The organism is Tsuneonella suprasediminis (genome assembly GCF_003605755.1).
Lineage (GTDB): Bacteria > Pseudomonadota > Alphaproteobacteria > Sphingomonadales > Sphingomonadaceae > Tsuneonella > Tsuneonella suprasediminis.
On the sequence record NZ_RAHJ01000003.1, the window covers coordinates 179,455 to 202,548 of the forward strand.

Below are 23,094 nucleotides of genomic sequence, written 5' to 3' on the forward strand. Positions count from 1 at the left end.
CCTGTCAGTTCATCTGGCCGCGGAGGAAGGCAATCAGCTTCGGATCGCTTCCTGTGCGTTCGAGGATGGGCAGGATGACCCGCCACCCGTTGTCGCTGTTGGTTAGGATGACGATGCCGTCGCCGCTCGCGCGGTCGATGGCGGCGAAGGTGAAAGCCCCTGCATCCTTGCCGGTGTGGAGCATCGTCGTACCGTCGGGGAAGCCGAGGAGCTGCCAGCCCAGTCCGAAACCAGTCCAGGGCGGGCAAGTGGCCGCTTTCGATCCGGCGCATATTTCCGGCGTCAAGCCTGCCTGCGATTTGCTGCGTTCCGCCGCTAAAGACGCGACCAGGTGCCGGTCGTTGCGGGCATCAATGAGGAAGCGCGCATAATCACGTGCTGTCGCGTGTGCCAGATCGGCAGCGTTGTATCGCGTCACCCTCTCGACCGGCAGCGGCTTGCCTACCTCGTCGTATGGTACGGCGATCGGCACCGTCTCGCCTTGCGTCGACACATAGCCCGAGGCGCGCATGTGGGCGGGGGCGAACAGCCAGCGGCCAGCAAGCGTCTCGAACGATTGCCCGGTGCGGTGTTCGGCGTAGCGCGCCGCGTATTGATACCCCTCGCCTGAATAGCTGGTCGTCGTTCCGGGATCATGATCGAAGGCCAGCCCCTTCGCATCGCGCCAGTTCGGCAACCCGGTGCGATGGCTCAGCGCCATGCGGACGGTCAGCTTCATCCGCCGGGGGCCGCGCGACAGGTCGGGGTCGCTCCAGTAACGATCCATCGGCTCATCAAGTGACAACTTGCCGGCCGACACCAGTCGCAGGATGACCTCCGCCGTCAACGGCTTCGTCAGCGATGCGAGATTGTAGGGGGTGGCGACGGTCGCCGCGCGGTTCGGCCCCGCTATGCCCCAGGCCCCAGTCGAGACGATCTGTCCGTCGCGGATCACGGCGATCGACGCGCTTTCTACGCGTTGTTCGCGGAGGGTTGAGGTCATATCCGGCAGCTCAATGCTCGTCCTAGCGTCCGCCATCGAGGCGCAAGCCATCAACGCGACCATGCCGACGCGAATTGCTCGTTTCAACGCGCCAACTGTATCACTCATGGGCAACAGTTAGCGGCATTGAAGTTTGTCCGCAACCTTGACCGCATTTGCATTTGCCATCGATGTGACGGACGTGAGAACCGCTATGAGATTCCCGAAATAGCATCCCTTTTCGGGATAATCGCGAACGGCAGCTCTCAGTCGAACCTGCCGTTCGGTGAGGCCGCTGCGGATAGCAGGCTTGTCCCAAACTCAGCCATTCGTCTGCGGCGCGAACCAACGACAGCTTTCGGGATCGAAATAGCGGGTTCGGAATGACTAAGATGAAGGCGCAAACCCGCCACCGGCAGGAAGAATGTCCGATGTCAGCAATCGATTGCTGGCGTAATGTCTGGCGTCCACCAGTCAGGGCGGGGACGCGGGCAGTTGTCGCTCTCACAACTGCCTACGCCCTCAATAATCACTCCGCGGCAACGCTCCCGTCGTTGCTGCTGGCCTCTTCACCGAACAGGCCGGGGCCGTCATCTTCGGCGTCGTTGGCTTCTTCGCCCTTTTTCGCTTTCTGGCGTTTGTCGAAGCTGGACCACACGTCGTTCCAGTTGCCCTTGGTCGCGGCCTTGGAATATTCGGTGGCGCGGGTTTCGAAGAAGTTGGCGTGTTCCACCCCGTTCAGCAGCGGCGCCAGCCAGGGCAGCGGGTGTTCTTCGATCATGAACTGCCGTTTCAGGCCGAGCTGTTCCAGCCGCCAGTCCGCGATGTAGCGGATGTATTTCTTGATTTCGTTCGCGGTCATCCCGCTGACCGGGCCCTGTTCGAACGCCAGATCGATGAAGTTATCTTCCAGCCGCACGGTTTTCATGCAGCAATCGAGGATGTCTTCCTTGACCGATTTGGTCAGGCAGTCGCGTTCCTTGGTGAAGGCGTGGAACAGGCGGGTGATGCCTTCGCAGTGCAGGCTTTCGTCGCGCACCGACCAGCTGACGATCTGGCCCATGCCCTTCATCTTGTTGAAGCGCGGGAAGTTCATCAGCATGGCGAAGCTGGCGAACAGCTGCACCCCTTCGGTAAAGCCGCCGAACATCGCCAGCGTGCGGGCGATATCTTCATCGGAATCGACGCCGAATTCCTGAAGATAGTCGTGCTTGGCCTTCATCTCCTCGTATTCGAGGAACATGCCGTATTCGCTTTCGGGCATGCCGATCGTGTCGAGCAGGTGGCTGTAAGCGGCGATGTGCACCGTTTCCATGTTGGAAAACGCGGTGAGCATCATCTTGATTTCGGTCGGTTTGAACACCCGGCCATATTTTTCGTGGTAGCAATCCTGCACTTCCACGTCGGCCTGTGTGAAGAAACGGAATATCTGGGTGAGCAGGTTGCGTTCGTGATCGGACAGTTTCTGTGCCCAGTCGCGGCAATCTTCGCCCAGCGGCACTTCTTCGGGCAACCAGTGCACCTGTTGCTGGCGCTTCCAGTAATCGTAAGCCCACGGATATTCGAAGGGTTTGTAGGTTTTGCGGGCTTCGAGAAGGGACATCTGGTGGCTCCGTGAGTTGCGAGGCCCCATATCTAGCGTGAGGCGATGCGAATGTGAATCATAAATCGGCACATTTTTTGTGCCTTTCCCCGGCGCTGAGTCCGGCTGGCCACGGTTCCCCGCGATAGCCTGCGCGCGACTCGTGCGCGGGGTGCAGGATATGGCCAGCGCGGTCCGGGGCGAAGGGCCGCGGGGAACGCTGCGGGGGATAACTCGCCGGTTCGCACTGCGACCGATTCAGGGATGCTTCGAACGGCTCTCAGGAACCGCCGGCAACAGATCGATTCACCGCTGAAACCGGGCGGTGCGTGGCACCCGCATTCCTGATAAAATTGTGGCTGAACAAAGGCATGGAACCGCCCGCCTGTTGGGGAATTGGGTGAATAACGACCCGGGGGTTTGCAAGGCTCTCCGGGCGCATGAGGGAAATACGGGAGTGCCTGTTTTCCCCCCTTTCGCGGGCACTACCCCGCACCCCTCGGCGCCCCTCCCGTGAAACGGAGGGGCGCCAACCGTTGGGGGGCTACAATGTCAGCATCAGCGTCAGCAAAATCGCGACTATGGCGACCGAACCTATCGCGCCCAGAATAGCCTCTTTCGGGATCGTCGCATCCAGCGATTGGCGGAGCAATTGAGGGCGGTGTTCGGGCGGATCGTTGATCCAGCGCCATCCATAGTATGCCGCGACGATGGCAATCGCAGCAAGGGTCGTTTTCCAATGGTCGTCGCTGATGGCGTAACCGAGAGCCGCAGGTGCAGCAATCTGGCTCATGTGGATGGCGACCCCTTGAGCGGTCTTGGCGCGATCAATCGGTTCGGGATCGTCGCCAATCCTTTGCTGGTAGTCGCGCAGTTCGTTGGCGAGGATATAATTGGAGCGCGCCAGTTGCCGATTGAGCCGCCAGCGAAGGAATTTGTGTCGGGCGTGTTTGCCAATGGTATAGGCAAGGATAGTTCCGACACCGATGACTGCGAGCCAGAGGTCTTCCCCGAAAGCGCTGTCTATCAGATCGAACAAATCGGCCATCGCGCGGGTGATCGTATCCCGCGCGATGGGCCGGTCAAGCGGCGCCTGTCAGGCGATTGAAAACACGATCACTTCCAGAACCAGCGATCCCGCGCCTTGCGACGGGCGCGTTCGCGCCACATGCGGATGTAGAGCCACAGGCCCGAAAACGCGAAGAACATCAGCGCGAAACCCGAAAGCAGGCTGATGACTTCGCCCACCGGGCCGAAGCTTTCGCCCGAATGCAGGTGGTGGAACAATCCCACCATGCCCGCCAGCCCGGAGGCGTCGCCCTGCGGCGGGCGGCAGCGCCACCCTTCGGGGCATTCCCAGCCGGGCGGTGGGGTAGCGGCGGCAATCGCGGCGGGAGACGGGCTGGCCAGTTCGCCCTGCCACGCGCCAAGCTGGCTCAACACACCGGTGGCCGCGATCCACAGCAGGAACACGGCAAAGAAAACGGACAGCCAGCGATGCCACTTACGCATATGTGGGAACTCCTTGCGTTGGAATGTTTGTGAGCACCGCTCAGCGCCGCGGGCCCGCTGTTTTCAAGTCGCAGGTGGTATCGAAATGTATCGGTTGGGGATAAGCGGCATTCAGGCGAGGGTGTGATGGGCTGGGGCCGTCGGGTAAGAGTGTGTCACACGAAGGCGCGAAGGCACGAAGTGGGTTTGGTTCTGAGGTAGGAGCCGTTCTGCCGATGGTTGGCCCATATTATCGCGCGTATCCCCACCCTCGTCATTGCGAGGAGCCGCAGGCGCCGTGGCAATCCATGGGGCGACGTTTGCCTTTATCGCGATTGCCGTGATGGGCGGGGGCGTCGGATGGAAGTTTGTCACACGAAGGCACGAAGTGGGTTTGGTTCTGAGGTAGGAGCCATTCTGCCGATGGTTGGCCCATATTATCGCGCGTATCCCCACCCTCGTCATTGCGAGGAGCCATAGGCGACGTGGCAATCCATGGTGTGCCCATCGCCTCCACCACAGCCGGCGCGATGGGCGCTACCTATCCTCGCACTTTGGGCTGCCCCCCAGTGTTCACGCTGACGAGCGGGTTGCCCGGCGTCGCAGGCACGAAAAAGGCCCCGTCCATCTGGTGTAGACGGGGCCTTCGGCGGCAGGCGGATCGGCGGGTGGGGCCGGATCGACGCCTGCCTTCGGGCTGATTGACTCGCCTTACTGGCAGGCGAGGCATTCGTCGTAGTCGGTGGTTGGCAATTCGTACTTCGCCGCATCGGGGGTGTTGTCGGCTTCCACGCCGCCCGCGAAACCGGCGCGCTGCACGCTCTTGCTGCGGAGGTAGTAGAGCGACTTGATGCCTTTCTCCCATGCCTGGAAGTGGAGCATCGCCAGATCCCATTTGTCCACGTCAGCCGGGATGAACAGGTTGAGGCTCTGCGCCTGATCGATAAACGGGGTGCGGTCGGCTGCGAATTCGAGCAGCCAGCGCTGATCGATTTCGAAGCTGGTCTTGTATACCGCCTTCTCTTCCGGGGTCAGGAAGTCGAGGTGTTGCACCGACCCGCCCTTTTCGAGGATCGAGTTCCACACGTTGGTGGAATTCTTGCTCTTCTTCTCCAGCAGCTTCTCAAGATAGGGGTTCTTGACGATGAAGCTGCCCGACAGGGTTTTGTGGGTGTAGATATTGGCCGGGATCGGTTCGATGCAGGCGCTGGTGCCGCCGCAGATGATCGAGATCGACGCGGTCGGCGCGATCGCCATCTTGCAGCTGAACCGTTCCATCGCGCCGGCGTCTTCCGCATCGGGGCAGGCACCGCGTTCTTCGGCCAGAACCATGCTCGCCTCCTCCGCCTTGGCAGAGACGTGTTTGAACATTTTCAGGTTCCACACTTTCGCCATCGGGCTTTCGAAACCGATGTTCTTCGCCTGGAGGAACGAGTGGAAACCCATCACCCCCATACCGACGCTGCGTTCGCGCGCGGCGGAATACTTCGCACGCGCCATTTCGTCGGGCGCGCGGTCGATATAATCCTGCAGCACGTTGTCGAGAAAGCGCATCACGTCTTCCACGAAATGCTTGTCTTCATTCCACTCGTCCCACTTTTCGAGGTTGAGCGAGCTGAGGCAGCAGACCGCGGTGCGGTCGTTGCCCAGATGGTCGCGCCCTGTCGGCAGGGTGATTTCGCTGCACAGGTTGGACGTGGATACCTTCAGGCCCAGTTCGCGGTGATGCTTGGGCATCATCCGGTTCACCGTGTCGGAAAACACGATATAGGGCTCGCCGGTGGCCAGCCGGGTTTCGACCAGTTTTTGAAACAGGCTGCGCGCATCGACCGTGCCGCGTACTTCGCCCGTCTTGGGGCTGGTGAGATTCCATTCCTCGCCATTGCGGACCGCTTCCATGAAGGCATCGGACAGCAGCACACCGTGGTGCAGGTTCAGCGCCTTGCGGTTGAAATCGCCCGACGGTTTGCGGATTTCGAGGAACTCTTCGATTTCGGGGTGCGACACGTCGATGTAACACGCGGCCGATCCGCGGCGCAGCGATCCTTGTGAAATCGCCAGCGTCAGGCTGTCCATCACGCGCACGAACGGGATGATCCCGCTGGTCTTGCCATTCAGGCCGACCGGCTCGCCAATTCCACGCACCTGGCCCCAGTATGTGCCGATGCCGCCACCACGGCTGGCGAGCCACACGTTTTCATTCCAGGTGTTGACGATCCCTTCAAGGCTGTCTTCCACCGAATTGAGATAGCATGAAATCGGCAGGCCACGGCTGGTGCCGCCGTTCGACAGCACCGGCGTGGCGGGCATGAACCACAGGCGCGAGATATAATCGTACAGCCGCTGTGCGTGATCCTGATCGTCGGCATAGGCATCGGCCACGCGGGCGAACAGATCCTGATACGATTCACCGGGCAGGAGATAGCGATCTTCCAGCGTTTCCTTGCCGAATTCGGTCAGCAGTGCATCGCGCGACGCATCGGTTACGATGGTGAAACGGCGATCGTGAATCGTCTTGCTGTCGTGTTTGGGGGCAGCAGCGGCAGAGGCCGCCGCCGCAACGGCACCTGCCATCGCGCTGGCAATCGTTGCGTCCGTTTTTTCCGCCACCAGTTCGTCGGTGCCCTGATCTGCCTGTTCCATGCTTACTGCCGCCTTGTCCTTGCGTGCGCGGGCGATTGCGACACCACTATCGGTCGTGTCGTCAGCTCCGTGAAAGCCCATCGCCGCTTCATCTCCGCTTCTGAATTCCATCGGTCCCCCCGTCCTGTCATACAGACCGGGCGCCCCGCCCGGTGTTCCGCATTCGTTCGAATCGGCGGGCAAGCGCCCAGCCTAGCATCATGTGGTTCGCAGCGGGGTGAAAACTTATCCCCAGACTGGCCTGCCAATGCGCCCTCACGGGCATCATGCGAGGCCGGATCACAGCGCCGAATCGCCCATCGTACCGATTACGGTGCGTAAACAGGGCAACTAGGTATTGTGGGTCTCCCGACCGCCGAACTACTGGCAATAGTGAATCAGGCAGGATTCATGTGCAAGAGGGTGAAAATACCATTTACAGAAAATTCATGGCCAGATGCCGGGTGGTCTATGCAGGCAATACAGTGCGACGCGGCGGATTTCCTAGGGTCGCGCGGGATGCAAGAGTCAAAATCAAACTGAGAAAAAATTTTGGTGGGGACAGGTTTCTGTGGAGCCTTTGAATCAATCGAATCGCGGCCGGAAATAATGCTTCGTTTGCGGGTCATTTCGGGCAACGGCAAACCCGGCGCGCGCACCACTTCCCGGATCGAATCGCAATAGCGGCTGGCGCGACTCCCGATTGCGCCAGCCGTCAATAATAGGCCCTGAGCCTATAAAGGAATGCAGTCGAAGCCGGGCCAGATCAGGCCTTGCGGGCGTGTTCCGCGATCAGATCGGCTATCGGTTCGACCAGCGCCAGAGGCAGATCGTGACCCATACCGGGGAAAGTGGAAATCCGCGCCCCGGCGATGTTTTCCGCTGTGTCGAGTCCACCGGCCAGCGGAACCAGCGGGTCCGCCTCCCCGTGAATCACTAAAGTCGGGGCGGAAATGGCGGCAAGCCGTTTACGCCGGTCGCCGTCAGCCAGAATCGCAGCGAGCTGGCGGGGCAGGCCGTCGGGATAGTAACTCCGGCGCACTCCTTCGCGCACGCGCGATAACAGGCGTTCTTCGCTGGGGGGATAGGCGGGGCTGCCGATCGTGCGCGCCACGCGAATACCGTGGGCGACCAGCACTTCCTCGTCCGCAGACGGAGGGCGGGTGGTCAGCACTTTGATCGCCTCTTTCTGCGCGGCAGGCAGTTTGCGGTTGCCGGTGGTCGACATGATCGATGTCAGACTGGCGGTGCGTTTGGGGTGTTCGGCCGCGATCAGCTGCGCGATCATCCCACCCATACTCGCGCCCACGATATGCGCGTTGTCGATATTCAGCGCTTCGAGCAACCCGACGCCATGTCCGACAGCGTGTAGGGCACCCGCGGTTTCAGACCCAGCCGGTTCATCAGCACCAGCTTGAAGATGCCGGGCGCTTTCTCTCCGTCCATCTTCTGGCTCAACCCGATATCGCGGTTATCGTAACGGATCACGCGAAAGCCGCGTTCCACCAATGCATCGACCAGTTCGATCGGCCACAACGTCAATTGCGCGCCGAGGCCCATCACCAGCAGGATCGCGGGATCGCCGGGATCGCCGTAGTCTTCGTATTCGATCGTAATGTCATTGGCAGTGATCTGAGCCATTCTTTGTTATCCCACCGTTGTTCCGAAAAGTTTGCCGACCCCGGCGGTGACGGCCATTGCCAGTGCACCCCAGAAAACCACGCGGGCAATCGCGCGCCCTGCCGGTGCGCCGCCTGCATTCGCGCCCAGCCAGCCGAGCACACCCAGCGCCAGCAACGATGCGACCACTACGCCCCATAACACCGATCCCATCGGCACCGATAACACCACCAGCAGCGGCAGAGCCGCCCCGGCGGAGAAGGTGAGGGCGGAAGCGAACGCCGCCTGCAAGGGGCGCGCGGTGGTCAGTTCGGTAATCGCCAGCTCCTCCCGCGCATGGGTGGCCAGCGCATCGTGCGCGGTGAGCTGTTCAGCCACTGTTCGCGCCAGGTCCGGGTCCAGTCCGCGTGCGGTATAGATGCCGGTCAGTTCGTCCAGTTCGGCAGCAGGCATCGTTGCCAGTTCGGTGCGCTCGCGCGCGAGATCGGCATTTTCGGTGTCCGATTGCGAGCTGACGGAGACATATTCACCCGCCGCCATCGACAGAGCGCCGGCAGCAAGACCGGCAAACCCAGCCAGCAGCACTTCCTGCTTGCCGCCTGCCGCCGCGGCGACGCCGACGATCAGGCTGGCGGTGGAAACGATTCCGTCATTGGCCCCCAGCACGGCGGCGCGCAGCCAGCCAATGCGAGAAATATTGTGCTCTTCGCGATGTACTCTGGCCATGAACCCTCCATCACCCGCTTGACGATATCGCGGTTTATTTACAGTACTGTCAGCAAAACGAGGATGCTGCAATGACAGAGCGAAAAGAGAGGCCGCCGATCCTGCGCGCACACCGCAGTTCTGCCCCTGCAATCACCCAAACGCTGGCGCGGGCATTCATTGATGATCCGGCGTTTTCATGGATCGTTCCCGACCGGGCGCAGCGCCCCCGCGTGTTGCAGCGGTTTTTCGCGATTGCCGCGGCAGACGATTTTTCCAACGGGTTCGCACTGGCATCGCCCGATCACGGCGCGGCAACCTTGTGGCGCGAACCGGGGCGGGCGGGGGAAAGCCTGCTGCACACCATTGTGTCCGCACCGGCCTATCTGCGCGCCTTCGGTGCATGCCTGCCGCGCGCGATGCGCGTGGGCAATACGATCTCTGCCCATTTTCCGGCGGGCGAGCGTTACCTGTACCTGCATATCGCCGGGGTCGATCCGGCGCAGCAGGGCAGGGGGCTGGGCGGGGCCGCGATCCGCGCCGGGCAGGATACCGCGCGTGAGAGAGAGCTGGATATCTACCTCGAAACTGCCACGACCGATAATGTCACGATTTACCGTCGGTTGGGCTTCGATGTGGTGTGCGAATACGATGTGCCCGGTGGCGGCCCGCACTTCTGGGGTATGATGTGGCGGCACAACCCCTGACGGGGCTTGTGTGTGGTGCGTCGCCTCACTTGGGGGAGCCTGATGTAATACCATCAATGATCGCACCCGGTTTACCTGTTTGTTAGGATGTTCACGCCTACCGCTCTTGTTGATGCATCAACAATGCATGGCATAAAGTACAGGTATTATTGAATTGAGCGGTGACATCGGATTTTGGCAGAAATCGGAAGAATCCATCGCGTCGGATGACCATCGATTGCGATACGAGCGCAAATTTCCCCTTTGGATTCGCCTGTTTCTTCTGCCGTGGTCCCTGTTTTGTATCCCGTTCATCCACTTTTATGTGGGCAATGCGCGATTGATCGATTGGGCAGACCCCCCGATTTTTGGCGGGATCGTGGCGACTTTCGGGTTCTTAATCCTGCCGCTTGGCTTTTCAGGAATGATTTTGTGGTTCGCGCTGTTCGGCGATGCAGTCGATCTGACGTTGGATGCCAGATCCGGCAAGGTCACTTTGCAGCGGCGATCTCTGTTTCGAAACAGGTCGACACGGTACTCTCTCGCCGGCCTTCAGATATACAAAGTCGAACTGGAGGCCGACCATCCGGTTTACGATGCGGCAATCGTCACATTAAGGATGCCAGATGGCGTCAAGGTCAGGATCGGCGCCTTCTTCCGCGATGAAGAGGCAGTGGCTTTGGTCGATAAAATCGGCAAATTCATCGCCGCGGCAACTGCGAAGAGCGACTCTCGCGTTCCAGCTTCACCGAGATAAGCCGTTCTCGCGGATCACCTCACCATCACCAATACCCCGCGCCCACTCAGGGCACCAGCACCGTATCGACGGGCTGTTCCAGTGTATTGGGATAATCGAGTGTATAGTGCAGCCCGCGACTTTCGTGCCGTTTCAGCGCGCTTTTCACGATCAGGTCGGCGCACTGGTGCAGATTGCGTAGCTCGATCAGGTCGGTTGTGACGCGGAAGCTGCCGTAATAATCCTCGATCTCCTGCGCCAACGTGGCGATGCGGTGGGCGGCGCGTTCGAGGCGCTTGGTCGTGCGGACGATGCCGACATAGTTCCACATGAACCGGCGAATTTCGGTCCAGTTCTGTTTGATGACCACTTCTTCGTCGGAATCGATCACCCGGCTGGCGTCCCATGCGCGGATGGCCGGGGGATCGTCCATCTCGTGCCACACCGAGAGGATGTCTTTCGCTGCCGCTTCCCCGAATACGAAACATTCAAGCAGACTGTTCGAGGCGAGGCGGTTGGCGCCATGCAGGCCGCTCTCGGTCACTTCGCCCGCGGCCCACAGGCCGGGCAGATCGGTGCGTGCGTCCAATCCGATCAACACCCCGCCGCAGGTATAATGCTGCGCCGGAACGACGGGGATCGGCTCCTTCGTCATGTCGATGCCCAGCCCGATCAGCTTCTCGTAGATAGTCGGGAAATGGTGCTTCACGAATTCGGGCGGCTGGTGGCTGATGTCGAGGTGGACATAGTCGAGGCCATACCGCTTGATCTGATCGTCGTTGGCGCGGGCGACGATATCGCGCGGGGCCAGCTCCATGCGTTCGGGATCGTATTTGCTCATGTACCGTTCGCCGGTCACGGGGTTGAGCAAGTGCCCGCCTTCACCGCGCACCGCCTCGGTAATCAGGAAATTCTTGACCTCCAGATTATAGAGGCAGGTCGGGTGGAACTGCATCATTTCCATGTTGGAAACCCGCGCACCCGCGCGCCAGGCCATCGCGATCCCATCTCCCGTCGCGCCGCGCGGGGCGGTGGAGAATAGATAGCAGCGCCCGGCACCGCCGCTGGCCATCACAGTGGCGCGTGCGACATGCGCTTCCACTTCGCCGGTTTCCTGATTCAGTGCGTAGACGCCCCAGACCCGGCCCGATCCCGAATACTTCTCCGCATTGCGCCCGGTAATCAGATCGATACACGCCCGGCCCGGCAGCATAGTGATATTGGGGTTGGCATTGGCCGCTTTCAGCAATGCTTCCTGCACGGCCCACCCGGTCGCGTCATCGACATGGACGATGCGGCGGTGGCTGTGACCGCCTTCGCGTGTCAGATGCAGATCGCTGCCTTCGGTGTTGAACGGTACGCCCAGTTCGATCAGGCGGTCGATGGCCGCCGGTGCGCGTTCGATCACGAATTCCACGGTGTCGCGATCGTTCAGCCCCGCACCCGCGACCATCGTATCGCGAATATGGTTTTCGAACGTGTCGCCTGCGTCGAGCACGGCGGCGATCCCGCCCTGTGCCCATGCGGTGCTGCCGCCGGTCAGCGAGCCTTTCGCCAGCACCAGCACGCGCTTTTCTTCCGCCAGCGCCAGCGCGGCGGTCAGGCCCGCAGCGCCCGATCCGATCACGATCACATCGTAAGGTGAAGTTGTCATCGCACGGTCATGGCGGATGGCCCGCGCTGCGGCAAGGTATCATCCGCCCGGTGGTGCGGAAGAGAGGCGGGGCGGAATTATCCCGCGCCGGTCAACTGGACGAACACGTCTTCCAGATCAGCCTCGCGCGTGGTCACGTCTTCGATAGCGTAACCATGTTGCTGGATCAGCGCGAGCACGTGCCCGGCGGTGGTGTTGTCGCGGTTATAAGTGATGTCGAGCCGGCGCGGTTCGACCACTTCGGATTTGAGGAAGGCGGTTTCTTCGACCGGTCCCGTCAAATCCTTGTCCACCGTGACCGAAACGATTTTCTCCCGCGCCATGCCCACCAGTTCGCGAGTCGGCTTGTTGGCGATCAGTTCGCCGTGATTGATGATCGCGATCCGGTCGCAGAGCTGTTCCGCCTCTTCGAGGTAATGCGTGGTCAGAACCACGGTGACGCCTTCTTTATTGAGCCCGGTCACCAGTTCCCACAGCTGCCGCCGCAATTCGACATCGACCCCGGCGGTCGGTTCGTCCAGCACCAGAACCGGCGGCGAATGGACCATCGCCTTGGCCACCAGCAGGCGCCGCTTCATCCCGCCCGACAACGCGCGGGCGTAGGCATTGCGCTTATCCGCCAGATGGACCGCGGCGAGCAATTCCTCGCTCCGCCGCAAAGCCTTGGCGATGCCGTAAAATCCGGCCTGATTTTCCAGCACTTCGTAGGGCGTAAAAAACGGATCGAACACGATTTCCTGAGGCACGATGCCGATCGACCGTTTGGCATTGCGCGGATTGGCGTCGATGTCGAAGCCCCAGATTTCCGCGCTGCCGCTGGTCTTCATCACCAGCCCGGCAAGGATATTGATCAGCGTCGATTTGCCCGCGCCATTGGGGCCAAGCAGGCCGAAGATTTGCCCCTGCGGCACATCGAAGCTGACGCCTTTCAGCGCCAGCTTACCCTCTTCCCCCCGGGCACCGGCATAGCGTTTGACGACGTTATCGATGCGGATTGCGGGCGGTGTGGTCATGCCGTTTGCCCTAAGGCGCAATGGCCCCTCACGTAAAGGGGATATGCATGACATCGAAGATTGCATGCCGCCGCGCGGTGGATTATCGGATTCGACCCATGAGCATTCCGCCGCCAGAAGTCACCCTGACCGACGAACACCGTGTTGCCTGCGATGGCGCTGGCGCGATCCGTCCCGGTCCCGGTTATACCCCCGCTGCGCTGGGCCATCCGCGCGTGTGGCTGGAAATCGATGAGCATGGCTATGTCGATTGCGGATATTGCGACCGTCGCTTTGTATTGCGCGGCGGCCCGGCCGATGGGGTGGATCAGGCGACTTTGCCCGATATTTCCGAAGGCGCCGATCCGGGCCACCGCTGACAGCGCGCTTGCCGCTGCCCGATGGGGGCAAGCGGCTTGGTAAGTGGCCATCAGCCTGTCACCGAGGCTAAACCGCAACTTGCCGCGTGACGGGGCGGCCTGCACTCCCTATCTATCGAGGGATGACTGAAACGCTCGACCCCCACGCACTGCTTTATGGCGACAAGCTCACCCCGCAAGAGGCGCAGGCGCTCGCCGCGGAAACGCTGGCCCGGTGCGACGATGGGGAGCTTTATCTCCAGTTCACTGCCGCCGAATCTTTCGTGTTCGACGACGGGCGGCTGAAAACCGCCGACTATTCGCGCGATTCCGGTTTTGGCCTGCGCGGGGTTTCGGGGGAAATGACCGGGTTCGCCCATGCCAACGAAATCAGCGCGGCGGCAATCCGGCGGGCGGGGGAAACGCTGCGCCTGCTCGATCCCGCCACCGGATCGCGCCCGGCACCACCGGTGCGCAGCAATCGCCACCTTTACACCGATGCCAGCCCGCTCGACATGATTCCGTTCGCGGAAAAGGTCCGTCTGCTGGAATCGATCGATGCCGCCGCCCGCGCGAAAGATCCGCGTATCCGGCAAGTCACCGCCAGCCTTGTCGGTAGCTGGAGCGCGGTGGAAATCGTGCGTCCCGACGGTTTCGTCGCGCGCGATCTGCGCCCGCTGGTGCGCCTGAACGTCAGCGTCGTGGCGGAACATAACGGGCGGCGCGAAAGCGGCAGCTTCGGGCTGGGCGGGCGCTATCTCTATGGTCCGCTGTTCGAAGAATCGCAGTGGACCCGCGCGATTGACGAGGCGGTGTCGCAAGCGCTGATCAATCTCGAAGCGGTCGCCGCACCGGCAGGGGAAATGACAGTGCTGCTCGGCCCCGGCTGGCCTGGCGTGTTGCTGCACGAGGCAGTCGGGCACGGGCTGGAAGGCGATTTCAACCGCAAGGGAACCAGCGCATTTTCCGGTCGCATCGGTGAACGCGTCGCCGCGCCGGGGGTGACGGTGGTGGACGATGGCGCGATAACCGACCGGCGCGGATCGCTCAGCATCGATGACGAAGGCACGCCGACGCAGGAAACCGTGCTGATCGAAGACGGTATCCTGAAAGGATATATGCAGGACCGCCTCAACGCCCGCCTGATGGGTGTCGAACCGACCGGCAATGGCCGACGTGAAAGCTACCAGCATGCCCCGATGCCGCGGATGACCAACACCTTTATGCGCGCGGGCAACGACGATCCGGCGGAGCTGTTGGGTCGCATGAAGAAAGGGATTTTCGCCAAGGCGTTCGGTGGCGGGCAGGTCGATATCGTCAGCGGCAAGTTCACCTTCACTTGTACCGAGGCCTATCTGGTGGAAGACGGCAAGCTCGGCGCTCCGATCAAGGGGGCGACGCTGATCGGCGATGGACCCAGCGTGCTGACCCGTGTGAGCGGGATCGGCAACGATCTCGCGCTCGACGAAGGAGTGGGCACTTGCGGCAAGGGCGGGCAATCGGTGCCCGCCGGGGTCGGTCAGCCGACTTTGCTGGTCGAAGGGCTGACCGTGGGCGGAACTGCATAGGGTCACGGCGGGTTCATATAAAGTATGTTATAGAGCACCCAAGAAGGGGCTAAAACCGAGGAGAATCGCAATGAACAGAATCGCACTGACCATTGCCGCCCTTGCCGGTATCGCGACAGTGACCGGCCCGGCGGTCGCTAAGGAGCGCCTGACTGGCGAACAGCAGCTTGAAAAGATGCTCGAAGGTCGCGTTGCCGGTAAACCGCAAAGCTGCATCAGCCGGTTTCAGCAGGACAATATGAAAATGATCGATGGCACCGCGCTGGTATATGGCCGGGGCAAAACGCTCTGGGTCAATGTCCCGACCAATCCCGATAGTCTGGACGACAGCGACATTCTGGTCACGCGCCAGTTCGGCGGTCAGCTGTGCCGGATGGACATGGTGAATACCGTCGACCGGATGAACGGCTTCTACACTGGAAACGTGTTCCTCAGCGAATTCGTCCCTTACACCCGCACAAACTGAGCGCAGGATGGCGGCCCCCACGCGGCGTTGGGCCGCCGACCTGCTCCATTTCTGGTTCCACGAGCTCGGTCCTGCCGACTGGTGGGGTGGCTCGCCCGAACTCGATGCCCGGATAGAGCGTCGTTTCGGGCATATTCTCGCGATGTTGCGGACGCGCCCGGCGCGTGAATTCCTGTCCGATCCGCTGATCGCGCGGGCGGCGGTGCTGTTGTTCGATCAGGTGCCGCGAAATGTTCATCGCGGCACTCCTCTGGCATTTGCGAGCGATCCTCTGGCCCGTCGGATCGCCAAAGCGGCGATTGCGCGTGGCTGGGGCAGGGGGCTTTCGCGCAATGAACGCGCTTTCCTCGGCATGCCGCTGATGCACAGCGAAGCGATCGCCGATCAGTTGCACAGTCTTGTGTGGTTTCGCGATATTCCGGGCAACTTCGCGTTCGCGCGCGCGCATTATCGCATGATCGCCCGCTTCGGTCGCTATCCCCACCGCAACCCGATCCTTGGCCGCAAGAGCAGCGCAGCGGAAAAGCGGGCCGTTGCGGCAGGGAATGCGTGGTAACGCCTGCGGGCAATCAAGGCATCAACTGACCGCGGATCGCCCCGTTGGGATATGCCGTGGTGTGGATATTGACATAGAACTGCTGCGGATTGCCCTGAATGCGGTTCTGCGTCCATTCGGCGCCTTCCGAACAGCCTTTCCATGTGCCTTCGTTCGATTTGGTCAGGGTGAACACCGGCGGCCCGTTAGTGCCTGCCGCACCATAATGAATGTGGGCCGCGGTGACGGTGTCGATATTGTGGATGTCGTGCAGATCCCAGCACACCTGATCGAAGTTGTCGGAAATGGTGATGGATGCCTTGCCGGTTCCGTCCGCATCGCCGCCGCCCACCTCCTGCGCGCCGGTCAGGTTGGCGTGGTATGTCATGTTGGTGGCGGACGCGATGCCTTCTTCCACAGTGGCGCATCCGGCCAGTGCCAAAGCGCCGATGGCGGCGGTTGCAATCATGGGTAGCCTGGTCATCTTTCTCTCCTTCGCTCCGCGTCCGTTGTGTGCAAAGTCCCTGTTTGCCAACGCGGAGAGAGAGGAGGTGTTCCGGCAAGTCTCTGAGATAAAAGTAAATATGCCTCTAGGTGAGGAGCCAGCCAAACGCCTGACGCAGATAGGCCGCACCATTGCTGCGCGCGATCTCGCCATGCGCCATGATGACCCGTTCGGGCTGGCTGGCCAGCATCCGTTCGATTTTGGCCCGTGCGCTGGCGCGGTCGCGAAATGTCAGCCGCACCTCCAGCGGGGCATAGCCCCAACCTTCCACGATCTTCCACAGACGCGCTATCGGGCGCTGCCACCATTTCCAGTGCTGGCGGAGGAATGCTTCGCTGAAATTCTCGCTCATGTCAGTCAGAATGACTGTGCGCGATGGCAAGTGAACGAATTCGACTTCGTCCAGAAACGATGAATTGGTGAGGTGATACTGATCGATCTGCCCGGCCCAGTCGTCTGGCGCGCCATCGCTCAGCACACCATCGAAAGACAGGTCGCTGCGCTTGTCGATCAGCGTTTGCGGCCCCCACAGACTGGCGTCGGGCCAGCGGGCGATCCATTGCGGCAGGAACAGGTGATGGATCTTGTTGGGGGCGACAAGGTGACGCACTGGGCCAAGCGCATTCACTTGCGCCGCCAGATCGTCGTCCACTGCAATCGGTGACCAGGCCCACAGATCGCCGTTCGCCAGCCGCACGATCACCATACGGGTCGGGTAAGCGCAGGTATAGAAATCGACGATCGGGCCTTCGACGATCCACAGATCGGGGGCGAGTTGCTCCAGCGTGCCGGTCATTCCCACTCGATCGTGCCCGGCGGCTTGCTGGTGTAGTCATAGACTACGCGGTTGATACCTTGCACTTCGTTGACGATGCGGGTGGCGCATTGCGTCAGGAAGCTGGCGTCGAAGGGATAGACATCAGCCGTCATCCCATCGGTGCTGGTCACGGCGCGCAGGGCGCAGACGCTGTCATAGGTGCGCCCATCGCCCATCACGCCCACGGTCTTCACCGGCAACAGCACAGCGAATGCCTGCCAGATCGCGTCGTAGAGCCCGGCGTTGCGGATTTCCTCTAGATAGATCGCATCTGCCTTGCGCAGAATGTCGCAACGCTCCTTGCTCACTTCGCCGGGGATGCGGATGGCGAGGCCGGGGCCGGGGAAGGGGTGGCGGCCGACGAACAGATCGTTCAGCCCCAGCTCGCGCCCCAGCTCGCGCACTTCGTCCTTGAACAGTTCGCGCAGTGGCTCGACCAGTTTCATGTTCATGCGTTCGGGCAGGCCGCCGACGTTGTGATGGCTCTTGATCGTGACCGACGGGCCGCCAGTGAAGCTGACGCTTTCGATCACATCGGGATAGAGCGTGCCTTGGGCAAGGAAATCCGCGCCGCCCAGTTTCTTCGCCTCTTCCTCGAACACGGCGATGAATTCGGCGCCGATGAATTTGCGTTTCCTTTCCGGGTCGGTCACTCCCGCAAGGCCGCGCATGAAGCGTTCTTCCGCATCGACCACGACGAGGGGAATATTGTAATGATCGCGGAACAGCGTTTCGACCTGTTCGCGTTCGTTCAAACGCAACAGCCCGTGATCGACGAATACGCAGGTGAGCTGATCGCCGATCGCTTCGTGAATCAGAATCGCAGCGACCGAGCTGTCGACCCCGCCCGACAAACCGCAGATCACCCGCCCATCGCCGACCTGCTGGCGGATTTCGGCCACCTTGGTTTCGCGATAATGCGCCATCGTCCAGTCGCCCGGAATGCCGCATACGCGGTGCACGAAATTGGCGATCAGCTTTGCCCCATCGGGCGTGTGGACCACTTCGGGGTGGAACTGCGTGCCGTAAAACTTGCGGCTCTCGTCAGCGATCACAGCGAAGGGGGCGCCATCGCTGACAGCGACGATTTCGAAGCCTTCGGCAAAGCGGGTGACTTTGTCCCCGTGGCTCATCCACACCTGATGGCGTTCGCCTTCCTGCCACAGTCCGTCGAACAAGGCGCACGATTTGGTCACTGTCAGATAAGCGCGACCGAATTCACCGCCGTCGCCGGTTTCATGGCCGGGGCGGACTTCGCCACCAAGCTGATGCGTCATTACCTGCTGGCCATAACAGATGCCGAGGATCGGCAACCCCGCTTCGAACAGCATCTGCGGTGCGCGCGGACTGCCTTCGTCCGGCACGCCGGCGGGGGATCCCGACAGGATGATGCCCTTGGGCTTCATCCGGTGGAATGCCTCCTCCGCCTGCGTGAAGGGCGCGATTTCGGAATAGACGCCCGCTTCGCGCACACGGCGTGCGATCAGCTGGGTCACCTGGCTGCCGAAATCGACGATAAGGATGGAATCGGGGAGAAGGGCCTGGTCCATGGCGAGGAGCGTTAGGCCGGGCGCAGGCAAACTGTCCAGCGGCGTGACGCAGATAATGCACTGTCGCGCGATCCGCCTTGTTGCGTGTCGTGCGTCGGTAAATCGCGGAATGTTGCGTGCCGCACAACATTGATGTGCCGATTATGTCGCGATGAATCGGCTTATCGCTAAAAAATCTATATAAAACAGATAGATGCCTGCTTGTTCCGCGCGGCCGATCCGATTTTGATTTTGGTTCGTTGCTGGCAACAGCAGTTTCGTTTTTTGCGTTTGCGAAGTTTATGATGCACTGCACAATAGCGCTGTCTCAGGGGGAGACCGCGCCTGGCAGGTTTGAACCACGTCAAAGGGAATCAGACCTATGCGTATTGCCATTCTTGCATTTGCCACCGCCATCGGGCTGGCCGCTACATCCGCCAGTGCGGAAGAAATCACCGTCAGCGTTTCCTATGCCGATCTTGATCTCACCAAGCCCGGCGATGTGACCGCTCTCGAAACCCGTCTCGCTACGCGTATCCGCGATGTCTGTGCGCCGTCGCATGGCTGGCAATATCGCCGGTCCACTGCGAAATCGGAATGTGTATCGCAAGCGATGGAAAGCGCGCTGGTGAAGATTGCCGAAGCGCGTGAAGCTGCCACCTCCACTCAGGTAGCCGTCGCCAAGTAAAGTGAATGCATCGGTTCCTGCCAATTCGCCTGGCTGCCATACAGATGGGCGAGGGCAGGGACCAGTGCGATATGCGTGGCAATGACGTGTGACAATGCCACAGCATATTTGCCATCGCCGCTATTGCCCTTCAAACGAGACGTGCAGTTTCACGCAATCGCAGAGCGGCCTGATATCATATAAGATACTAAATTAATTACATAATTTAAAGGCGCCCTTTCCTTCTGTTGGAAGGGGGGAGTGTTTTTTGTTGCGTTTGATGCAACTCAAAGCGCCTTTTTCGCATTTGTCTCTTAGGGGGCTGAACCCTATTTCCGCTGATGAACCGGGTTGGGACTGTCCTCTCCCCCCATTGTGGCCCCTGGCCCGGTTGCAGAAGATCGGTAACCGCGTCCCCCCATTCGGTTGCTGAGTCCTGCATCGTCTCGCAGCCGTTTGGATGCGGGCGAAAAGAAGCGGAGCGGCGGCGCCCCTCCCCCCTTATAATGCCGCCGCTCCGCTTTCACTCTTTCCCGATATCGAACGATCACGGCCTTTACGATCAGGCCTCTACCGTCAGGCAACCTCGATCGCTTCGGCGCGTTCGCGCAGTTCGGTCTTCAGCAGCTTGCCGATATGGCTGCGCGGCATTTCGTCGATTGGCAGCAGGCGCGACAGGCGCTGTGTCTTGCCGAGCGTCGCGTTCACGTCTGCCATGATCGCATCGACATCGCTTTGCATGACACCCGATGCCAGCCGCACGAAACCGACCGGCGTTTCGCCCCATGCCCGGCTGGGCACGCCCACCACCGCTGCTTCGGCCACGCGTGGATCGGCCTCCAGCGCGGCTTCCAGATCGCTGGGATAGATATTGAACCCGCCGGAGATAATCATGTCCTTTGCGCGGCCAACCAGTTCGACGAATCCGTCGCTGTCGATCCGCCCGATATCGCCCATCCGCTGCCATGTTTCGCCCGTTTCAGGGTGGGTCCAGTATCCTTCCTGCGTTTTGCCGGGCTGATTTTTGTATCCCATCATCATCGTGCCGCTGCGCCCCACGAGATTGCCTGCGGTCCCTGCTGGCACCGGTTGATCGCTATCGTCGAGCACGAGCAGTTCGCTGCCGGGGGCGGGGCGGCCCACGGTATGCAGCTTGTCAGGAAATTCGTGGCATGGCAGCAGGCAGACCACGCCGCCTTCGGTCATAGAGTAGATTTCGATTAGCGCACCGGGCATTCGTGCCAGTACTTCGCGCTTTAATTCCGCGGAAAACGGTGCGGATGTGCAGTATTTCAGCTTCATCGCCGACAGGTCGAATTCGTCGAAGCGCGGTTCGTCCATCAGTCGCTGGTACTGCACCGGCACCAGCATCGTCATGTCGGTGCGATCTGCCTGCACCCCTTCCAGCCAGCGGATGGTGTTGAACTTACCCATTACCCGCACAGTGCCACCCGCAAACAGCGGTGGCAGGAACGCCACCATCGTGGTGTTGGAATAGAGCGGAGTCGACGCCAGCGAAACTGGTCCAAGCCCCTGTGCAGGCAGGCTTGCCCCGATGCTGGCGAATTGCCGCCAGCGCATCTGGTGCGAATGGACAATACCCTTGGGAATGCCGGTCGTGCCACTTGAATAGATGATGTTGAATGGCTCGCCTTCCAACGGGTCGAACGGCGTGGCAATGGTCCCGACCGGTGCCATCCATGTATCCAGCTCTTCATCCAGCACGATACGATCGAGGTGGGACAGGAAATCTCCGCCCAATACGGCCAGCTTCGCACGATCGATGAACAGATGGCGCGCGCCGCTGTCTGCAGCCATCCCGACAAGCTGTTCGGCACTGGCGCTGGTGGTGAGCGGGGCGGCCACGCCCCCCGCGCGCATGGCGGCCAGGAACACCAGAGCATAGGCGATACTGGAATATCCCAGTATCGCCACCGATTGCCCGCGTTCGAGCCCGGTTTCCTGCAATCGAGCGGCGATTCGCTCTATCCGCTCGACCATATCGGCCCAGCTCAGCTCCCCCTGTTCATCGCGCAGTGCAGGCTTATCCGGGTGGACTCTCGCCCACTCGGACAGCACGTGCGGAAACGAACCGAAGGGTTCGCTCAGCCGGGCGGTGACGGTATCCGCCGAAAGGGTAGCGGTCACTTGTTCGCCAGCTCTTTGACCAGATCGAACAGGTAATCGCGGGCGGTATAGACTGCCTTCACTTCGACGCGTTCGTTCAGACCGTGGGTGCCATTGCCATCGGGATCGACCCACAGGCTGGGTACGCCATATGTCGGAATGCCAGCGCCACTGGTGTAAACCCCGTCGGTCGCGCCGGTGGACATGCTGGGTACGACTGGAACGCCGGGATAATATTTCGCGGCCAGTTGCTCCATCGGGCCGATCAGCCTGGGATCGAGCGGCGGTGCCTTGGCCAATGGTTTGTCATCGCGGCGATAAGCAATCTCTACAGCGGGATTGCCGATCACTTTGGTCAGCGTATCCTTGATTTCCGCCGGGGTGTGGCCGGGGAAAATCCGGCAGTTGATGTTCGCGTCGACATGTTGCGGCAGGGCATTCACGGCATGGCCGCCATCGATCGTTGTCGCCACGCAGGTGGTACGCAGCATCGAATGCATCGCCTTGTCCTGATCGACGATAGCCAGCGCGGCCTTGTCGTTCACGTTTTTGGAGATCGCGACCATTGCCTTGCCCAGTTCGTCCGAACGCATTGCGCCCGCCTTGGCGAAGAAAGCGCGGGTGGTGTCGTTCAGTTCGGCCGGGAATTCGTGCGCGCGTACTTTCTCGATGGCGTCCGCCATTTCATAGATCGCGTTTTGCGGCACCGGCTGCGAGCTGTGCCCACCGGGATTGGTCGTGGTCAGAGTGTAATCCTGATAGACTTTCTCACCGACCTGAATGGTCTGGACCACCAGATGCCCCTTGCCATCGGTGCGCCCGCCGCCGCCTTCGTTCAGCGCGAATTCCGCATCGATCAGCGGCAGCTTGTTAGCGGCCAGATACTGCGCGCCGTTAAACGCGGTGTCGGTTTCCTCGCCGCAGGTCAGCGCCATCTTCACGGTGCGGGCGGGCTTGTATTTGTCCTTGGCAAAACGGATGAGGGTGTCTGCCCACACGGAGGACATGAACTTGTCGTCCACAATGCCGCGGGCATAGTAATAACCGTTTTCTTCGACCACCTTGAACGGATCGCGTGCCCAATCGGAACGCTTGGCATTCACGACATCGATGTGGCCGAGCAGCAACATCGGCTTCAGCGTTTTGGAGGTGCCGGGATAGACGACCACGATCCCGCCGTCCTTCGGGTGTTCGGGCACGGAAAACTGCGTGATCCAGTCTTTCGGAATGCCTGCCGCTTCCAGTCGCGTGGCAAGCTGAGCAGCGGCGACGGTGCAGTTGCCGTTATCGGGAGAGGTGTCGGTTTCGACCAGTTCCTTGTAGAGATCGAAGAACTGGATCTGATCCGGGCGCAGCTTGCCCATCTGGCCGGTCGGTACTTGTGCAGCGGCAGGAATGGCGAGGCTGAGTGCGGCCACACCGGCCAGGAAACGTGCGATCATATCTGCTTTCTCCCGTTGTCTGAACGGGTT

The 23,094-nt window shown here is 61.0% G+C and carries 22 protein-coding genes and 1 pseudogene; 7 read left to right on the plus strand and 16 right to left on the minus strand.

All coding sequences use genetic code 11. The features are described from left to right. Positions 1–4: 4 nt before the first annotated feature. The 9 genes and pseudogenes from D6858_RS01015 to D6858_RS01045 form a co-directional block, all read right to left on the minus strand. Complete coding sequence (locus D6858_RS01015) at positions 5–1,045, minus strand: serine hydrolase domain-containing protein (protein WP_240623627.1); 1,041 nt, start codon at positions 1,043–1,045, stop codon at positions 5–7. 445 nt (positions 1,046–1,490) lie between these two features. After that, positions 1,491–2,564, minus strand: a complete 1,074-nt coding sequence (locus D6858_RS01020) for a ribonucleotide-diphosphate reductase subunit beta (protein ID WP_120106264.1) — start codon at positions 2,562–2,564, stop codon at positions 1,491–1,493. Between the two features lie 523 nt (positions 2,565–3,087). Continuing rightward, on the minus strand, positions 3,088–3,591 hold the full coding sequence (locus D6858_RS01025) for a hypothetical protein (RefSeq protein WP_120106267.1): 504 nt from the start codon (positions 3,589–3,591) through the stop codon (positions 3,088–3,090). A gap of 68 nt (positions 3,592–3,659) precedes the next feature. Then, positions 3,660–4,070, minus strand: a pseudogene (locus tag D6858_RS01030) (PepSY domain-containing protein); the annotation flags it as partial. 675 nt (positions 4,071–4,745) lie between these two features. Further along, positions 4,746–6,788 (minus strand): ribonucleoside-diphosphate reductase subunit alpha, encoded by a 2,043-nt coding sequence (locus D6858_RS01035; RefSeq protein ID WP_120106273.1) that lies wholly within the window; start codon positions 6,786–6,788, stop codon positions 4,746–4,748. Between the two features lie 266 nt (positions 6,789–7,054). After that, positions 7,055–7,375 carry a hypothetical protein gene (locus D6858_RS15590; RefSeq protein ID WP_133305210.1) on the minus strand — a complete coding sequence of 107 codons (321 nt, stop codon included), beginning with the start codon at positions 7,373–7,375 and terminating at the stop codon, positions 7,055–7,057. Positions 7,376–7,422: 47 nt separating this feature from the next. Beyond that, positions 7,423–8,001 carry an alpha/beta fold hydrolase gene (locus tag D6858_RS01040; protein WP_240623628.1) on the minus strand — a complete coding sequence of 193 codons (579 nt, stop codon included), beginning with the start codon at positions 7,999–8,001 and terminating at the stop codon, positions 7,423–7,425. Then, positions 7,986–8,297: an alpha/beta fold hydrolase gene (locus D6858_RS15995; RefSeq protein ID WP_240623629.1), complete on the minus strand. Its 312-nt coding sequence runs from the start codon at positions 8,295–8,297 to the stop codon at positions 7,986–7,988. The genes D6858_RS01040 and D6858_RS15995 overlap by 16 nt, the downstream gene beginning before the upstream one ends. Before the next feature lie 6 nt (positions 8,298–8,303). After that, positions 8,304–9,002, minus strand: coding sequence for a VIT1/CCC1 transporter family protein (locus D6858_RS01045; protein ID WP_120106276.1), 699 nt, complete (start codon positions 9,000–9,002; stop codon positions 8,304–8,306). A 71-nt stretch (positions 9,003–9,073) separates the two neighbouring features. Here D6858_RS01045 and D6858_RS01050 point away from each other — a divergent pair, with 71 nt between their 5' ends. Then, a complete protein-coding gene (locus D6858_RS01050) occupies positions 9,074–9,688 on the plus strand; it encodes a GNAT family N-acetyltransferase (protein ID WP_120106280.1) in 615 nt (204 codons plus the stop codon). 154 nt (positions 9,689–9,842) lie between these two features. Next, the gene (locus D6858_RS01055) at positions 9,843–10,424 is read left to right on the plus strand and encodes a hypothetical protein (RefSeq protein ID WP_205664835.1); all 582 of its coding nucleotides are present in this window, start codon (positions 9,843–9,845) and stop codon (positions 10,422–10,424) included. 46 nt (positions 10,425–10,470) lie between these two features. Here the strand turns inward: D6858_RS01055 and nadB are convergent, their stop codons facing one another. Continuing rightward, positions 10,471–12,057 carry an L-aspartate oxidase gene (gene nadB, locus D6858_RS01060; protein WP_120106283.1) on the minus strand — a complete coding sequence of 529 codons (1,587 nt, stop codon included), beginning with the start codon at positions 12,055–12,057 and terminating at the stop codon, positions 10,471–10,473. 77 nt (positions 12,058–12,134) lie between these two features. Beyond that, on the minus strand, positions 12,135–13,070 hold the full coding sequence (locus tag D6858_RS01065; protein WP_120106286.1) for an ABC transporter ATP-binding protein: 936 nt from the start codon (positions 13,068–13,070) through the stop codon (positions 12,135–12,137). A 98-nt stretch (positions 13,071–13,168) separates the two neighbouring features. Here D6858_RS01065 and D6858_RS01070 point away from each other — a divergent pair, with 98 nt between their 5' ends. From D6858_RS01070 to D6858_RS01085, 4 genes are all read left to right on the plus strand, one after another. Continuing rightward, positions 13,169–13,429, plus strand: a complete 261-nt coding sequence (locus D6858_RS01070) for a zinc-finger domain-containing protein (protein ID WP_102155964.1) — start codon at positions 13,169–13,171, stop codon at positions 13,427–13,429. 122 nt (positions 13,430–13,551) lie between these two features. Continuing rightward, positions 13,552–14,976 (plus strand): metalloprotease TldD, encoded by a 1,425-nt coding sequence (gene tldD, locus D6858_RS01075; RefSeq protein ID WP_120106289.1) that lies wholly within the window; start codon positions 13,552–13,554, stop codon positions 14,974–14,976. 70 nt (positions 14,977–15,046) lie between these two features. Beyond that, positions 15,047–15,442 (plus strand): hypothetical protein, encoded by a 396-nt coding sequence (locus tag D6858_RS01080; protein WP_205664836.1) that lies wholly within the window; start codon positions 15,047–15,049, stop codon positions 15,440–15,442. Between the two features lie 7 nt (positions 15,443–15,449). Next, positions 15,450–15,998 (plus strand): DUF924 family protein, encoded by a 549-nt coding sequence (locus D6858_RS01085; RefSeq protein ID WP_120106292.1) that lies wholly within the window; start codon positions 15,450–15,452, stop codon positions 15,996–15,998. A 13-nt stretch (positions 15,999–16,011) separates the two neighbouring features. Here the strand turns inward: D6858_RS01085 and D6858_RS01090 are convergent, their stop codons facing one another. From D6858_RS01090 to guaA, 3 genes are all read right to left on the minus strand, one after another. Then, positions 16,012–16,461, minus strand: coding sequence for a CHRD domain-containing protein (locus D6858_RS01090; RefSeq protein ID WP_225082772.1), 450 nt, complete (start codon positions 16,459–16,461; stop codon positions 16,012–16,014). Positions 16,462–16,567: 106 nt separating this feature from the next. Next, positions 16,568–17,278 (minus strand): DUF4336 domain-containing protein, encoded by a 711-nt coding sequence (locus D6858_RS01095; protein ID WP_120106298.1) that lies wholly within the window; start codon positions 17,276–17,278, stop codon positions 16,568–16,570. Beyond that, positions 17,275–18,849, minus strand: coding sequence for a glutamine-hydrolyzing GMP synthase (guaA, locus tag D6858_RS01100; protein WP_120106301.1), 1,575 nt, complete (start codon positions 18,847–18,849; stop codon positions 17,275–17,277). Before guaA ends, D6858_RS01095 begins: the two co-directional genes overlap by 4 nt. 361 nt (positions 18,850–19,210) lie before the next feature. Here guaA and D6858_RS01105 point away from each other — a divergent pair, with 361 nt between their 5' ends. Further along, positions 19,211–19,516, plus strand: coding sequence for a UrcA family protein (locus tag D6858_RS01105; protein WP_120106304.1), 306 nt, complete (start codon positions 19,211–19,213; stop codon positions 19,514–19,516). A gap of 555 nt (positions 19,517–20,071) precedes the next feature. Here the strand turns inward: D6858_RS01105 and D6858_RS01110 are convergent. After that, positions 20,072–21,643 (minus strand): class I adenylate-forming enzyme family protein, encoded by a 1,572-nt coding sequence (locus D6858_RS01110; RefSeq protein WP_120106307.1) that lies wholly within the window; start codon positions 21,641–21,643, stop codon positions 20,072–20,074. Further along, the gene (locus tag D6858_RS01115) at positions 21,640–23,064 is read right to left on the minus strand and encodes a M20/M25/M40 family metallo-hydrolase (RefSeq protein ID WP_120106310.1); all 1,425 of its coding nucleotides are present in this window, start codon (positions 23,062–23,064) and stop codon (positions 21,640–21,642) included. The genes D6858_RS01110 and D6858_RS01115 overlap by 4 nt, the downstream gene beginning before the upstream one ends. Positions 23,065–23,094 lie beyond the last annotated feature (30 nt).